Origin of the sequence: Providencia alcalifaciens DSM 30120 (assembly GCF_000173415.1) — a bacterium.
Taxonomy (GTDB): Bacteria; Pseudomonadota; Gammaproteobacteria; order Enterobacterales; family Enterobacteriaceae; genus Providencia; species Providencia alcalifaciens.
In genome coordinates this window covers 77572-94197 of record NZ_ABXW01000047.1, presented here as the reverse complement: position 1 = coordinate 94197, position 16626 = coordinate 77572, and the positions used below count along the sequence as shown (strand labels likewise).

Here is a 16626-nt window from a genome sequence, read left to right as displayed (position 1 = left end):
TATTACTCTTATTTGGTTTGTTTTTTAATCAATGATGTCAGTTGTGGTCTAAAGCGGTTATGTTTTACCACTCGGATCTGTTCACGCATCACATTTAAGCTGTCTGTTTGGACATTCACCACCAACGCGGAAACGGCATCAACATTCTTTTTCATGACTTTACCCCAGCCATCAACGGCTAAAGTGTGTCCCCATGTTCGGCGAGTACCGTGTACACCAACTTGTGCAGGTGCTAAAACGTAGCACTGGTTTTCAATCGCACGCGCTCTTAACAGTGGCTCCCAGTGCGCTTGCCCAGTGTAACGAGTGAATGCCGCAGGTACCGAAATAATTTCAGCACCTTGTTCACGCAAGGCTTGGAATAAGCCTGGAAAACGTAAATCATAACAAATGGTCAGCCCTAAGCGACCAACAGGGGTATCGACCACGGTAAGATACTCACCGCGTTGATAAATAACGGATTCGTTATACTCGCCTTGTTCATCTTCAATGTTCACGTCGAACATATGAATTTTATCGTAACGCGCAGTAATATTACCTTTCGCATCAAACAGTAAGCTGCTGCTTGTAATACGTTCAGGATCTTCACGACTAATCAATGGCATTGATCCAATGAGGATCCACACATTGTAGCGGATAGCCATTGCGCGGATTGCGTCTTGTAATGGGCCAGTTCCTTCTGCTTCAGCCTGTTTACGATAGGTTGCAGCATCAGCAAATAGTAATGCATTTTCAGGAGTAAGTACTAACTGCACGGTATCAGGCAACTGTTTAATTTGCTGCTCGATCTGTGCCAAGTTGTGTTTAGTATTCTTACCGCTACATAACTGCAAAAGTGCAACATTACCCGTTTTCATTACTCTTGAGTCTCCTTAAGCTGACGTAGTACTTCATCAATTTTCGGTTCATCTAAACTGCCGCTCACGCGATAACGAATAACCGAAATTTTACTCCACAACGGACCAAGGACTTTCGATGCGGCAAATACTGCCGCTCCCGCAAATGGGTTAATCACAAATGCGGTGGCTACACCTACTGTAGCAGATATTTCCGGGGTAATAACCGCTTCGGCATTAATTTGGCGTTTAACGAGGTCAATTTCCCCATTCAAGGCAATATCTGCGACGAGTCCGTCAATATTGAGGTTCTTCGAGGTTAGAATACCTTGATTAATCACCGCATCGCCTTTGATTGAGTCAAAGTTAAAGTCATTACTAAACGTATCGCGGAAGTCTAATTGAAGTTTACGCAATAATGCATCAAAACTGACTAAACGTAACAGCTGCCCAGCACGACCGCCTCCCATATGAGCGATGGCGCCTTTACCTAGGTTCATCGACATTTTACCATTGAGCGTGGCTAAATCAGGTTCCCAAGGCACGAGCCCCCAGTTAAGGTCAAATTCAATGGAATACGGGGAATCAATAATAGGCACTAAGACACCAAAATAAGCGGCGGTTTCATCAAAAGCTTCTCCCGTTAATGAACCCGCTATCTCCGTTTTATTTCCGTTATTACTGTGCCATAGCGCATCCAGCTTTAACTCACCGGCACTGTTTTTCAGTAAACCTGCGGTTAATTTCAAAGTATGCTGTCCTTCGGGGGTAATTTTTGCCGTAATTTCACCCAATTTTTGCCCACTCACCCAGCATTCCGCACAGTGAATATTCACTCTAGGCCATTGGCTGAAATCAAATGTCTCCGATTTTAAACTCGCTTCAGTTGGCGTCAATGAACCTTCAGGGTTGTAATACAGATATTCAATATTCAGCGCCCATGGTCGCTGCTTCCATATCTGTAATTGTCCTTTTAAATTGGTGCTATCAACATTGATTTGCTGCTCATCACGGTACAGGTCGTAGGAAAAACTTAAGTCTTTCCAGTGTTGTCCTGCCAGATAAACCGAGGGGACTTTAACTTCAAGCGTGTCAGGGTAACTAATTTCCCCCACATGTGAGCTAGCCGACGAAGATAAAAATCCACTTGCCAGTTTTTCCCAATTCACATCCTCTACCGCAGGCAAGTCCACTAAGATTGACGAACCATTTGGTAATATTGGCGGCTGATTACTCCATGGCGCGATATGGGCTTTTTGCAGTTGTAAGGGCGTACTCGATAGCAACCACTGAGAATTAAATCCAAGGCGCTGACCAATATCACCACTGACGGTCAACTGCGCTGTAGTGCCTTTCGCTTGAACATTTATTTTACTGAGCTGTTGCAGTAATGCCGTATCCAGCGCCGGTAATTGGCTTTTTAACTTATTGAGCCCCGCTGTAATATCAATCTGCAGCCCTGTTGCTTGCTTCGATGATTCAGGCAACGTGATATGAATTTGGCTTTTCCAATCACTCAAACCTGACACTTTTCCTTTAATATCATTTGGCAACATTGGAATTTGATTCAATTCCCAATTTCCGCCTAAATTAATATCCACCAAATAATCTTTTGGTCCCGTCAGTGTCGTGAAATCCAAAGAAACAGGCTGCCCTAACCATTGACCTGTGATGTTATCACTCACTAAATCCCCATTGGTGAACTTAAAACTTCCTGTGAGTCCATGTAGGGTACTGTCGATAGGACGAACAAAAATAGTATTCTTGTTGAGATTAACTTGCCCTTTTGCCACCACGTCTTTCCCTGCTGATAATGGGATAGCGAGATTCAGTTTTCCCGTTACCGTGCCATCAATTTGTAGCTCATCAAGGGTGCCGCCAAGGGAATTCTTTAACGGTGTCTGGGTAAAATATTGTTGAATTTGCTTGCCCGTACCACTAACACCGGCATCGATATACAACATTTCATCAAAATAGTCGTGGATCACGGCATCGAGATTTTCTGCCGTTACATCCCCTAACTTCACCGAATCAGCATGCATCGCCAAACTGGCTCGGCTAAAGTCTAAGTCGATGTTTAAATCCAGTAAGGCTGGCCATTGGTCATCGTATTCGAATGTGCCATCACGTAACGGTACGTAGACTTGGAATTGCCCATCATTTTTATAGTAAGGGTAATGGGCTGGGTCGCCTTTATAGACTAACGTTGCATTATCTACATGCCCAGCAATAATCGCTTTTGTGAGGTAATCTGCCAGCGCTTGCCCCATCAATTTTTGTGGGAAATAGCGCCAAGCTTCTCCTGCATTATCGGTACTGATCCCCGCCAAAATAGCTAAATCGGCAATATCGTGCTGCTTCGCTTTCGCATAGCTAAAGTCACCATTTACCCTGACCGCTTTGGCTTGTAAATCAATGCCTGAGCTCCACAATTTGAATTCGCTACTGTTGTTGACCCAATTTAATTTACCGTTAGCGCGGTCAATTTCAAAGGGTGCTTTAAATTCATCACGGTAATCCACCGTGCTATCTTTGAGCATAAACGAGAGAACGCCTTCTTGGTCACCCCCAACTAGCACGCCCGAAAAATGGTTAACGGATGGCAGTTCTTTCCATTTTTTCCAGCTAACATCCTGCCAATCCATACTGATCTGCGTATGTTCTTCCGTATCTTGCGTAAAGTCTAAAGCAAATTCTGTGACTAACCCCGTCGGCTGACGATGCTGCCAATCTTGAACCAATTCGGGGGTTACAAATGAGAATGTCGGTAACACTTCACTCAAGCGTTCTAATTCAATATTTTTTGCTCGAATGCGCCAATGATCTTTATTTTGATATTTTGCAGATGAGGGTAAATACAAGACTGAAACACTACCTTGAGGCCAGATATACTCATTAGTTTTCAATGTATCGAGCTCTGGGATATTGAACAGCCAGCCGTTACCTTGGCGCTTCATACGAACTAGCAAATCATTCACTTGTAGGTTTTGAGCAAGGGTATCTTCCCCCCAGTTCGCTTCACCTTGGCGCAGCTGAATAAGACCGTTATCAATACGATTATTCTTGAGTGAAATCCATGAAGACAAACTAAAGTTGGCGTCGCGTAACCCCGTGTTATCGCGTAACCATTTACTGAGCCAAGGCTGCATATCAATGTTATCAGCCTGCACATAGAAAATTCCATCGCTGAGCACGCCGTTTTTATCCGACACATCCAACTTTACTTGTAGATAACTATTTTGTTTATTTAGCGTCTCAAGACTCACAAAGCCCTGAGCACGATGGCGGGTATCTTGATTTAGCCAAGAGAGTTCCGGCAACAGTAACGTCATTGTTTGGTCTGATGGCGTTAAGAAGGTCAACTGACTGTCTTTTAAAATAAAGTGGTCAAATTGCCGTAAGAAGAGATCATCCACACCATCATAGCTGGCGGTTTCTTCTGAGCCATCAAAGCTGAGCGGAACTTTATAATTCACATTGAGTTGATAAAAAGTCAGATCACGAAAACGCCACCGCAGAGATAATAAGGAATTCCAAATATCTAACTCAATGGTGACTTTGTTGACTTGAATATCTGTTATCGGATTTTCAATGGCGACATCAGAAATGATGAGCTCTGGACCATAATAGCGCCAAGCCCCTTCGATTTTACCGATGTTCAGTGAGATATCGTGGTGATTTTCAACATAAGTGATAATTTCTTGGCGATAATTATCAATATTAGGTAATAGAAAACGCAAACTGGTGAGTACCAACGCACACAGCAACAATACAGCAGCGGTTGTCACGAGAACTACGCGTGGCAGTCGTTTCACCAGTTTCTCCTTCAAGCAAAATGCTACATCATGACGACATCAAAGCGTTCTTGGCTATATAACGGCTCAGTCTGCACTTTAACTTGTTTCCCTACAAAGATTTCAACTTCCGCTAATGCGTGAGATTCATCTCCTGTCAGCACATCTACCACGGCTTGTGAAGCGTAAACTAAGAATCTATCTGCATCAATTGTCCGATGAACCCTGACAATTTCACGTAAAATTTCATAGCACACCGTTTCAACGGATTTTACTGTGCCACGACCTTGGCAAGTTGGGCAAGTATCACACAGGACATGCTCCAAACTTTCACGGGTTCTTTTACGTGTCATCTCCACTAATCCTAGCTGAGAGAAGCCATTAATGGTGGTTTTTACTTTATCTTTACTCAGTGCTTGCTCAAGCGACGCAAGCACGCGACGGCGATGCTCTGCATCAGACATATCAATAAAATCGATGATAATAATGCCACCGAGGTTTCTTAATCGTAATTGACGCGCAATGGCTTGAGTGGCTTCGACGTTGGTATTAAAGATAGTTTCTTCTAAATTACGGTGACCAACAAACGCCCCAGTATTGATATCAATGGTGGTCATCGCCTCAGTTTGGTCGATAATCAGGTACCCCCCTGATTTTAACTCAACCTTTCTGTCCATCGCCCGCTGGATTTCATTTTCCACATCGAATAGATCAAAAATGGGCTGATTCCCTTGGTAGAGTTCAAGTTTTGCCGTCATTTCTGGCACGTATTCCGCAATAAACTCTTCAAGCTGAGAGTAAGTCAAACGAGAATCGACACGAATACGGTCTAATGATGCTCCCGCAAAATCACGAATAATTCGGTAAGCCAGTGAAAGCTCGCCGTAAATTTTAGTGCGTGTGACATTACGCTTTTTACGTTCAATCACTTTCGCCCATAAACGCTTTAAAAATGCGGCATCTTGTTTAACATCCTCTTCTGCCACACCTTCTGCGGCGGTGCGAATGATAAACCCACCGTTTTCGTCACAATATTGAGCAACACACTCTTTTAAGCGCTCTCTTTCTTCTTCACTATCAATACGTTGAGAAACACCTACATGAGAAGCTCCCGGCATAAAAACTAAGTAGCGAGAAGGTAAAGTAATATCCGTAGTCAGACGCGCGCCTTTTGTGCCTAGCGGGTCTTTAACAACTTGAACGATTAGGTCTTGCCCTTGTTTTACCAGTTCGGCAATGTCTCTCACATGGAAATTTTTTTGCTCATCACCTGCGATACATTCAGTGTGAGGCATAATGTCAGAGGCGTGTAAAAAGGCTGCTTTATCAAGGCCAATATCAACAAAGGCCGCCTGCATACCGGGCAAAACGCGGCTCACGCGACCTTTGTAAATATTCCCTACCAGTCCTCTTTTCGCCTCTCGTTCGACATGTATTTCTTGTAAGATCCCACCATCAATGTAAGCGACGCGCGTTTCAGATGGTGTTACGTTTACTAATAGTTCCGTAGTCATGAATTCCCCTTACCATCACCTAACGCTAAAAATCGTTGTATTAATTCTTCTGTTTCGACCAATGGTAAGCCCACTACCGCATGGTAGCTACCATTGATACATCGGATAAAACGCCCACCCAAACCTTGGATACCGTAAGCGCCCGCTTTATCCATCGGCTCACCCGATTGTATATAATCCTGTATTTCCAGCAAAGATAACTCGCGGAATGTCACATCTGTCGTAATCAATGAGGTTAACGTCTCATCCGTATTCGACACCGCAATGGCGGTCATTACCTGATGTGTTTTACCTGAAAGGTCACTGAGGATTTGCTGAGCATGGGCAGCGTCTCGTGGTTTTTCCAATATTTTACCCTCGAGAACCACTATCGTATCTGCGCCAAGAACAGGGTGATTCGCGGGTGCAATAGCCACACCTGCTCGTGATTTATCTCGCGCCAAGCGCTGCACATAGGCTTGAGGCGACTCCCCTTCTTGCCATTTTTCTTCCACTTCTGGGCGCAAAATTTCAAAGGAATAACCTAAGAGTTGGACTAATTCACGTCGTCTCGGTGAACCTGATGCAAGATAAATTAAGCTCATAAATTGTTATTCCCGTTATTATTAACAGCCACAATCTTAACATACTGAAAATTGACGGCGAATCTTTCGTAACAGTAAAAATAGCCACGGCCACAGAATACCATTCACCAAACTATTCCAGAATACTTGAGGGTGGAATAAGACTTGCGAGGAAAGGAATTCAGCCCAGAAAACAGCAAGATCTTGCACCACCGTTAGCGCAACAATAATCAAAGATTGCTGCCAAAGTGCCATATTACGCAGGAGTTGGTGCTTATAAGCCACGAGATAACAAATGATGCTGAATGATAAGGCATGAACGCCCAGTGCCGAGCCTTGAATAGAATCGACGATAATCCCTAAGAGAAAGCTAGTGCCAACACTGACTCGGTGTGGTAATGCCATCACCCAGTAAATCAAAATCAACAGCAACCATGTTGGTCGATAAAACGCCAATTGTTCAGGCCAAGGCATGACCTGTAAAATCAGTGCGATAAAAAAAGATAACCAAATAATGATGCGCCCATTACCACGGTACTCATCCATTATGATCCCCTCCCATCTTCATCATACAGTCTCTCTCATCCAATCTTATGGCTGTGACTGAGTTTGTTCTGGTTGCATGGACGATGGCAATGGCGGTCCTTGAATTTCACTCGGCGTTGGTAACACCTGCGGCAACACTTTCATTAAACGCTCATTCGCCGCTCGGTAAACATCAGATGGCTGTAACGCAGTTTTAGGATCATTTTCATTACCCCACAATAGGAGTAAATAGCGTAGACGCTGTAATTCTGCGCTTGGTCTAGCTGAAATGATGGTATATGCACGCTGAGTATCATGCTTCACCGCAGAAACCACCGCAACGGGATACCCTTCAGGGAATCGCCCGCCAAGCCCCGATGTCACTAGTACATCGCCAACGCGAATATCTGTATTTCCGGGTAATGGCTCTAACTGTAAATCATCCGCACAACCAGAACCGGCAGCGATAACGCGAATATCATTACGTAAAACTTGCACCGGTAACGCATGAGCGGTATCGCAAATTAATAAAACGCGGCTATTAAAGTTGCTGATTCCCACCACTTGCCCAACCACACCTTTATCACTAATGACAGGCTGACCTTCATAGACACCATCATTACTTCCTTTATCAATGACCACTTGATCACGATAAGGTGTGTTCGCACCTGAGATAACCTGCGTTACCATCATGTGTTCGTCTTGGCGTAATGGGGAACCTAAAAGCTCTCGCAGACGGGCGTTTTCTTGTTTCAGCTGCTCAAGCAGTAAGTTATCTGCTTTTTTTAACAATATCTCTTGGCGCAGGGCTTTATTCTCAAATTGGAGTTGATCCCGCGTTGAAAGGGTTTCAGAGATATTATCGAGGAACTGACGAGGTCCGTTAGCTAAAAAATAGAATGGGCTAACCGCCGTGTCTAAATAATTACGGATTTTATTGAAAGGCTCGAAACGATGGTCAATCACCACCAGCACCAATGCAATTATCACTGCAATAAAAATGCGTAACTGTAGGGAAGGACCTCGCCTAAAAATTGGCTTCATGTATGGCTAAGTTTCGCTAATGGTCGGAGAATAAAAAAATAGTCAAAGCAACTGGAGCTAAAACCCCAGTTGCTTATGGCGTGATTTAGTCTTCGCTAAACAGGTCACCACCGTGCATGTCAATCATCTCTAACGCTTTACCGCCACCACGAGCAACGCAGGTTAAAGGATCTTCAGCAACGATGACCGGAATGCCAGTCTCTTCCATTAATAAACGATCTAAATTACGCAGGAGAGCACCACCGCCTGTTAATACCATACCGCGCTCTGAAATATCAGACGCTAATTCTGGTGGGCACTGTTCTAACGCTAACATTACCGCGCTAACAATACCTGTTAAAGGCTCTTGTAATGCTTCTAAAATTTCGTTGGAGTTCATTTTGAATCCGCGTGGCACACCTTCTGCCAAGTTACGACCACGCACTTCAATTTCATAAACTTCATCTGTTGGGAAAGCAGAGCCGATACCATGCTTAATGCGCTCAGCCGTTGCTTCACCAATTAAGGAACCATAATTACGGCGTACATAGTTGATAATTGACTCGTCAAAACGGTCACCACCAATACGTACAGAAGAAGAGTAAACAACACCGTTCAGGGAGATAACAGCCACTTCAGTGGTGCCACCACCGATATCGACAACCATCGAACCCGTTGCTTCAGAGACAGGTAAACCCGCACCGATTGCCGCAGCCATAGGCTCTTCAATTAAAAATACTTCACGTGCGCCTGCGCTTAATGCAGATTCACGGATAGCTTTACGCTCAACTTGAGTTGCACCAACAGGGACACAGACTAAAACGCGAGGGCTTGGACGCAAGAAGCTGTTACTGTGAACTTGCTTAATAAAGTGTTGTAACATTTTTTCAGTTAAGAAAAAGTCAGCAATAACACCATCTTTCATTGGTCGAATTGCAGAAATGTTACCCGGTGTACGCCCCAGCATCTGTTTTGCTTCACCACCAACCGCCGCGACGCTTTTTGGCGAGCCTGCGCGATCCTGACGAATTGCAACTACAGAGGGTTCATTTAATTTGACGCCTTGTCCTTTGACATAAATGAGGGTATTGGCCGTACCCAAGTCAATCGACAGGTCATTAGAAAACATGCCACGAAATTTTTTAAACATAACGAAAGGATTATCCTGCAAGCTGGGGACGAATAAAAACCCGTCTACTCTACCAACCACTTGAAGCTGCCTCAAGGCGTAAATCAATCACTTCATAAATATGGTTAATTCATCTATTTTCACATACTAAAATCGTACATGCTTCTATAACAAAACGAAGCAGATAAAAACCCCGAAAATTACCCTTAATTCATACGCACATGAATCTGTTCATCATTTGCGCACAAAAAATGGACAACCTTCTGGTTGTTATATACTCCATCTTTGCGTTCTTCCCAGTGTGACAAGCGATTACGTCTACAAGTTCAAATAAAATTTTTATATTTTAATTATTGCTATACATCTAGCTTTTTTAACAACAAAATAAGTGAACTTAAATGTCGCTAATTCTATTATCAACTTAAAATTAAGCTATAACGATGTCGACACGCTGATGTATTAGTCAGAGTAGGACATTTTGCATGATAAAAGCCTAGTTATGCCAGAAAAAAATGCATTTTTACAAATTAATTACATAAGTAATAGTGTGAAAACCATTCTGGTGTCAATGAAAACGATTTTACCTATGTGTAAATTAAAAAAACACTTATTTAATCATAAATTAGGGGTGGGTCATGAAAGCGCTCGTTTTACAGCAACAAGACGATAAAATCGTTCCTGAAATTCATCAAGTTTCTCCAGAGTCACTACCTAAGGGTGATGTCATCATCGATATTCACTGGTCGACAATTAACTATAAAGATGCGCTCGCAATTAATGGAAAAGCGGGGGTTGTCCGTCAATATCCCATGGTCCCAGGTATTGATTTTTCAGGCATTGTTCATCACAGTGAAGATCCCCGTTTCCATATTGGTCAACATGTTTTACTCACCGGCTGGGGAGTGGGAGAAACCCATTGGGGGGGACTTGCCACCCAAGCAAAAGTTCCCGCTGATTATTTAACGCCTCTTCCTGAATCATTATCACTGAAACACGCCATGGTTATTGGTACCGCAGGATTTACCGCGATGCTCTGTGTCAACGCGCTTGAAGAGGCAGGCATTACCCCTGAAAGTGGCGACATTCTGGTCAGTGGTGCCAGTGGTGGAGTCGGAAGTATTGCCACTCAACTACTGTCTTTATTAGGCTACCACGTTGTCGCTATTTCGGGGCGAGAAGAAAATCATGACTATTTGCTGCAGATTGGCGCAAAAAGTGTGCTTCCACGCAGTGAATTTACGCATCCCGCGAAGCCATTAGATAAACAACGTTGGGCGGGTGCAATCGACACCGTTGGTGGTGACGTGCTCGCCAATATTTTAGCACAAGTGAACTATAATGGAGCTGTAGCAGCATGTGGACTTGCTGGCGGATTCACTCTACCAACAACCGTTATGCCATTCATTTTACGCAATGTTCGTCTACAAGGAGTCGATTCGGTTTACTACCCTGCAGCTAAACGCTCAAAAGTGTGGGAACGATTAGCACAACTCTTGCCTGACACGTTTTATGGACAAGTCAGCAGAGAGATATCCTTAGAAGAGTGTGTGGAATATGCAAAAAAACTCTTAAAAAATGAAGTCACTGGGCGTACCCTAGTAAACCTTCAAAATTAAATCATCAATATCCATCATTGTGCTGCCACAATGTGGATTACGGCACAATTTCTAAAATAAATTCGGGTAATTTCTCTGATAAGACCAGTATTTTGCTGCTATATGCGACGAAATAATTATAATGCTCTTCCTTGTCAGTCAAAAATCTATTTATTTTTATGATAAAAGATGACAAACCGTCAACATCGCGTTATGTTGTCGGATTATTGACATATCGTCGGAGTTAGCAACACAATGACAGAAGATACTCATATTTTGCTCCTTAACGGACCGAACTTAAATATGCTAGGTTCTAGAGAACCTGAGAAATATGGAGCGCGGTCGCTTTCTGACATTGTATCGAACCTGATGCAAGAAGCAGAAAAGCTAGGGGTGAAACTGAGCCATTTTCAGTCAAATGCAGAGCATGAACTTATCGATAGAATTCATGCAGCACAAGGTAATGTTGATTATATCCTAATCAACCCGGCCGCATTCACGCATACAAGTGTTGCTCTGCGTGATGCGCTATTAGCGGTGAGTATCCCATTTATTGAGATCCACTTGTCTAATATTTATGCTAGAGAATCCTTTCGCCATCACTCCTATTTCTCCGATATATCCAGTGGAGTTATTTGTGGTCTTGGTGCTGAGGGTTACAGTTTTGCATTACAAGCCGCGGTAAACCGTGTGCAACTAATTAATTCAATCCAATTATAAGAGTACGGAATCATATCCATGGATATTCGTAAAATTAAAAAGCTGATCGAGCTTGTTGAAGAGTCTGGCATTTCTGAACTGGAAATTTCTGAAGGTGAAGAGTCAGTACGTATCAGTCGTGTATCACCAGCATCTCAAATGATGGCTGCACCTCAACAGTTCTACTCAGCACCAGTTGCTCAACAACCTGCATTAGCTAACGCGGTTGCTCCAGCACAAGAAGCAGCAGCTCCAGCAGCACCTGCGGCAGTTTCTGGTCACCAAGTTCGCTCACCAATGGTTGGTACCTTCTACCGCTCACCAAGCCCAGAAGCAAAACCATTTGTTGAAGTTGGTCAAACAGTCAAAGTTGGCGATCCTCTTTGCATCGTTGAAGCGATGAAAATGATGAACCAAATTGAAGCAGATAAAGCTGGTGTTGTTAAAGCTATTTTGTTGCAAAACGGTGATGCAATAGAATTTGACGAGCCATTAGTTGTCATCGAATAACGAGGCGTTTCCATGCTGGAAAAAATTGTTATCGCAAACCGTGGAGAAATTGCACTGCGTATTCTGCGTGCATGTAAAGAACTCGGCATCAAAACTGTTGCGGTTCACTCCACGGCAGATAGAGATTTAAAACACGTATTGCTGGCAGACGAAACTATTTGTATTGGTCCTGCCGCATCGGCAAAAAGCTACTTGAACATCCCTGCGATCATTGCTGCGGCTGAAATCACAGGCGCACAAGCGATTCACCCAGGCTACGGTTTCCTGTCTGAAAACGCTGACTTTGCAGAGCAAGTAGAACAATCAGGCTTCATTTTTATCGGGCCAAAAGCTGAAACCATCCGCCTAATGGGTGACAAGGTTTCTGCGATTAGCGCGATGAAAAAAGCAGGCGTTCCTTGTGTACCGGGTTCTGATGGTCCATTAGGCAACGATACTGAAAAGAACAAAGCAATTGCTAAACGCATCGGCTTCCCAGTTATCATCAAAGCATCTGGTGGTGGTGGTGGTCGTGGTATGCGAGTGGTCCGTAATGAAAAAGATTTAGAATCTTCCATTAACCTGACCCGAGCAGAAGCAAAAGCTGCATTCAACAACGATATGGTTTACATGGAGAAATTCCTTGAAAACCCTCGTCACGTTGAAATCCAAGTGATGGCAGATGGTCAGGGTCATGCTATTTATTTAGCAGAACGTGACTGTTCAATGCAACGCCGCCACCAAAAAGTGGTTGAAGAAGCACCAGCGCCGGGAATTACCCCTGAAATTCGCCGTCATATCGGTGAACGCTGTGCAAATGCGTGTATTGAAATCGGTTATCGTGGCGCAGGTACTTTTGAGTTCTTATTTGAAAACGGCGAATTCTATTTCATCGAAATGAACACCCGTATTCAGGTTGAGCACCCAGTGACAGAAATGATCACCGGCGTTGACTTAATCAAAGAACAGCTGCGTGTGGCATCTGGTTTACCATTATCGGTGACTCAGGATCAAATTAATGTTCACGGTCATGCGATTGAGTGTCGTATCAACGCAGAAGACCCGCATACATTCCTGCCTAGCCCAGGTAAAATCACGCGTTTCCACTCTCCGGGTGGCTTCGGTGTTCGTTGGGAATCTCATATTTACGCAGGCTACTCTGTTCCTCCGTACTATGACTCAATGATTGGTAAATTAATTACTTATGGTGAAACTCGTGACATCGCGATTGCTCGTATGAAAAACGCGTTGAACGAATTAATCATCGATGGAATTAAAACCAACATCGAATTACAACAGATGATCATGAATGATGAAAACTTTGCCAAAGGTGGAACCAACATCCACTATTTGGAGAAAAAACTCGGTATTCAAGAATAATAAGCTGAATAGTCGATATTTTCATCATCCAAAACAAATACCGGAAAGCCTTTTTCCGGTATTTTTTTGCCTATAAATAACCAGATTATCGGTTTTATTATGCTATTTTTAACACTCCCCACTCAGATTGTCGTACAATCCCCCGATTATTTTTGTCAACATGAGGAGGAAAAACGAATGGACAAACGTTTTCTTCAATCAAACAGGGAAGCTCGTTGGGCGTTATATCTGACGATTGCCTATTTGCTAGGTTGGTTACTCTGCGCCTATCTACCCAGTAATACTCTTGGTGTTACAGGACTACCGTTGTGGTTTGAGTGGTCATGTCTGATTCTCCCTATCATCTTTATTGTGCTATGTATCATGATGGTAAAACTCGTATTCAAAGATATCCCTCTGGAGGAGAAAGATGCAGACTGAAGTACTTCTGCCCCTAGTTGGCTATCTGCTCCTCGTTTTTCTCCTTTCGCTCTACGCTTATAAAAAACGCACGAAAGGCGAGTTTCTTAACGAGTATTTCCTCGGCAATCGCTCTATGGGCGGCTTTGTCTTAGCCATGACGATCACGGCGACCTATATCAGCGCCAGTTCCTTCATTGGGGGACCCGGAGCCGCCTACAAATATGGATTAGGCTGGGTACTCCTTGCCATGATCCAACTGCCTGCCATTTGGCTATCTTTGGGTGTACTTGGCAAAAAATTCGCAATCCTCGCACGACGCTATAATGCCGTTACTCTTAACGACATGCTGTACGCCCGCTACCAAAGCCGTTTTTTAGTTTGGTTTGCAAGTGTCAGTTTATTAGTCGCGTTCTTTGGCGCAATGACCGTGCAATTTATCGGCGGTGCTCGATTACTTGAAACTGCGGCAGGCATTCCCTACACATACGGACTACTCATTTTTGGTGTCTCTATCGCACTGTATACTGCTATCGGTGGTTTTCGGGCGAGCGTCCTTAACGATGCCTTGCAAGGGCTCGTCATGCTATTAGGCACCGTCATCCTGCTGGTTGCAATTATCTATCACGCGGGAGGTTTACCGGCTGCCATAGAAAAAATGCATGCCATCGATCCTAAACTGGTTTCACCAGAAGGTGCTGACGATATTCTCAGTGGCCCCTTCCTCGCATCATTTTGGGTATTAGTGTGCTTTGGTGTGATTGGTTTGCCACACACCGCCGTACGTTGTATCTCTTATAAAGACAGTAAAGCCGTCCATAAGGGAATCATTATTGGGACGATTGTGATGGCTATCTTGATGTTTGGTATGCACTTTGCTGGCGCCTTAGGGCGGGCGGTGTTACCTGACTTAACCATCCCAGACCAAGTTATTCCTACCCTAATGGTACAGGTGCTTCCTCCGTTCGCTGCGGGAATTTTCCTTGCGGCGCCAATGGCAGCCATTATGTCCACCATTAACGCCCAATTACTACAATCTTCGGCGACGATCGTGAAAGATATCTACCTCAATGCAGCTCCTCAGCAGATTAAGAATGAGAAAAAGTTAGCGCGAATTTCCAGCTTCTCAACCTTGATTTTAGGCGCGTTACTGCTGATTGCAGCATGGAATCCACCACAAATGATTATCTGGTTGAACTTGCTAGCTTTTGGTGGGTTAGAGGCCGTATTCCTGTGGCCGCTGGTTCTTGGACTTTATTGGGAAAAAGCCAATGGTACTGGGGCGCTAAGTGGAATGATTGTGGGTGGAGTCTGTTACGCTATTTTTGCGTCATTTAAGATTGAAATTATGGGCTTTCACGCGATTGTCCCATCGCTGATCCTCAGCTTAATTGCCTTTTTGATCGGTAATCTTTTTGGCAAAAATCCAGTACAATCGGCACCAAACGAACAGGTAACTAGCACTCATTGATTTTGGCTTTACCTAATTTAAATGAACAAATGCAATGCTCTCAATATTGATGTGAAACATAGCAAACCATTTTAGTGCTCTAAATAATTCGCGTCATAGCTAGGCGGCAAACGAGCTAATCCCTAGGAGCATACACAAGTATGTGACTAGGGTTAGCGAGCGCAGCCAACAACGCTATGGCGTGAAGAATGAAGAGCATCCTAGAAGAGAAAAAACAATGCCTTGGATACAAATCAGACTAAACTCAAACGCAAAAGATGCAGAAGCGCTTGGCGATGAATTAATGGAAACGGGATCAGTCTCTGTCACATTTCAAGATAGCCATGATACCCCTGTTTTCGAACCACTTCCGGGGGAAACTCGCCTTTGGGGAGATACTGACGTCATTGGCTTGTATGACGCTGAAACTGACATGAAACTGGTGATCGCCCAGTTAGAAAATAGCCCACTGTTAGCACCTGGCTTTGTTCATAAAATCGAACAAATTGAAGACAAAGATTGGGAACGTGAATGGATGGATAACTTCCACCCAATGCGTTTCGGTCAACGCTTATGGATCTGCCCAAGCTGGCGTGATGTGCCCGATCCAACCGCGGTGAATGTTATGTTAGATCCAGGATTGGCATTCGGTACGGGCACCCACCCAACAACCTCTTTATGCTTAGAGTGGCTAGACGGATTAGATCTTGAAGGTAAAACAGTAATCGACTTCGGTTGCGGATCTGGGATCTTAGCTATTGCTGCATTGAAATTAGGTGCCGCACACGCTATTGGGATCGACATCGATCCACAAGCTATCCTCGCTAGCCGCGATAATGCAGAGCGTAACGGCGTCTCAGAGCGTTTGTCGCTCTATTTACCGAAAGACCAACCCCAAGACCTTCAAGCAGATGTCGTCGTTGCTAACATCCTTGCAGGTCCATTACGTGAGCTTGCACCAATGATCAGTGTATTACCTCGAGTCGGGGGTCATTTAGGTCTCTCTGGCGTGTTAGCGAGTCAAGCTGAAAGCGTGGCTGACGCGTATCGTGCAGACTTCAATATTGATCCAGTTGCAGAGAAAGATGAATGGTGCCGAATCACTGGTGTCAAGCATTTTTAATGGGTTTGCGGTAAAAATTGAAGAATAATTTCTTTGAAATTAATTGCAGAATGGATTATCTTACAGCTCAAATATTGCTCAATAGCTGGTGATAATCTGTTCTGCTC

At 44.0% G+C, this 16626-nt stretch carries 14 protein-coding genes; 7 read left to right on the top strand and 7 right to left on the bottom strand.

What is annotated here, in order from left to right; genetic code table 11:
• Positions 1-8 precede the first annotated feature (8 nt).
• From nit1 to PROVALCAL_RS09780, 7 genes are all read right to left on the bottom strand, one after another.
• Positions 9-857, bottom strand: a complete 849-nt coding sequence (nit1, locus tag PROVALCAL_RS09810) for a deaminated glutathione amidase (RefSeq protein WP_006659079.1) — start codon at positions 855-857, stop codon at positions 9-11.
• Entirely contained in the window at positions 857-4651 is a 3795-nt protein-coding gene (yhdP, locus tag PROVALCAL_RS09805) for an AsmA2 domain-containing protein YhdP (protein WP_071586591.1), read from the bottom strand. The genes nit1 and yhdP overlap by 1 nt, the downstream gene beginning before the upstream one ends.
• 23 nt (positions 4652-4674) lie before the next feature.
• Positions 4675-6144, bottom strand: a complete 1470-nt coding sequence (gene rng / locus PROVALCAL_RS09800; protein WP_006659077.1) for a ribonuclease G — start codon at positions 6142-6144, stop codon at positions 4675-4677.
• A complete protein-coding gene (locus PROVALCAL_RS09795) occupies positions 6141-6728 on the bottom strand; it encodes a Maf family protein (protein WP_006659076.1) in 588 nt (195 codons plus the stop codon). The genes rng and PROVALCAL_RS09795 overlap by 4 nt, the downstream gene beginning before the upstream one ends.
• A gap of 36 nt (positions 6729-6764) precedes the next feature.
• A complete protein-coding gene (gene mreD, locus PROVALCAL_RS09790) occupies positions 6765-7253 on the bottom strand; it encodes a rod shape-determining protein MreD (RefSeq protein WP_006659075.1) in 489 nt (162 codons plus the stop codon).
• 45 nt (positions 7254-7298) lie between these two features.
• Entirely contained in the window at positions 7299-8276 is a 978-nt protein-coding gene (gene mreC, locus PROVALCAL_RS09785) for a rod shape-determining protein MreC (RefSeq protein ID WP_006659074.1), read from the bottom strand.
• A gap of 85 nt (positions 8277-8361) precedes the next feature.
• Positions 8362-9405, bottom strand: a complete 1044-nt coding sequence (locus PROVALCAL_RS09780; RefSeq protein WP_006662897.1) for a rod shape-determining protein — start codon at positions 9403-9405, stop codon at positions 8362-8364.
• Positions 9406-10019: 614 nt separating this feature from the next.
• Here PROVALCAL_RS09780 and acuI point away from each other — a divergent pair.
• The 7 genes from acuI to prmA all read left to right on the top strand — a co-directional run bounded on the left by acuI (position 10020) and on the right by prmA (position 16519).
• Complete coding sequence (gene acuI, locus PROVALCAL_RS09775) at positions 10020-11000, top strand: acrylyl-CoA reductase (NADPH) (RefSeq protein ID WP_006659072.1); 981 nt, start codon at positions 10020-10022, stop codon at positions 10998-11000.
• A 234-nt stretch (positions 11001-11234) separates the two neighbouring features.
• Complete coding sequence (gene aroQ / locus PROVALCAL_RS09770; protein WP_006659071.1) at positions 11235-11699, top strand: type II 3-dehydroquinate dehydratase; 465 nt, start codon at positions 11235-11237, stop codon at positions 11697-11699.
• An 18-nt stretch (positions 11700-11717) separates the two neighbouring features.
• Positions 11718-12188, top strand: coding sequence for an acetyl-CoA carboxylase biotin carboxyl carrier protein (accB, locus tag PROVALCAL_RS09765; RefSeq protein ID WP_006659070.1), 471 nt, complete (start codon positions 11718-11720; stop codon positions 12186-12188).
• Positions 12189-12200: 12 nt separating this feature from the next.
• The gene (accC, locus tag PROVALCAL_RS09760; RefSeq protein ID WP_006659069.1) at positions 12201-13547 is read left to right on the top strand and encodes an acetyl-CoA carboxylase biotin carboxylase subunit; all 1347 of its coding nucleotides are present in this window, start codon (positions 12201-12203) and stop codon (positions 13545-13547) included.
• A 177-nt stretch (positions 13548-13724) separates the two neighbouring features.
• Positions 13725-13967 (top strand): YhdT family protein, encoded by a 243-nt coding sequence (locus PROVALCAL_RS09755; RefSeq protein ID WP_006662895.1) that lies wholly within the window; start codon positions 13725-13727, stop codon positions 13965-13967.
• A complete protein-coding gene (panF, locus tag PROVALCAL_RS09750; protein ID WP_006659066.1) occupies positions 13957-15417 on the top strand; it encodes a sodium/pantothenate symporter in 1461 nt (486 codons plus the stop codon). The genes PROVALCAL_RS09755 and panF overlap by 11 nt, the downstream gene beginning before the upstream one ends.
• Positions 15418-15634: 217 nt before the next feature.
• Entirely contained in the window at positions 15635-16519 is an 885-nt protein-coding gene (gene prmA, locus PROVALCAL_RS09745; RefSeq protein WP_006662894.1) for a 50S ribosomal protein L11 methyltransferase, read from the top strand.
• Positions 16520-16626: the final 107 nt, after the last annotated feature.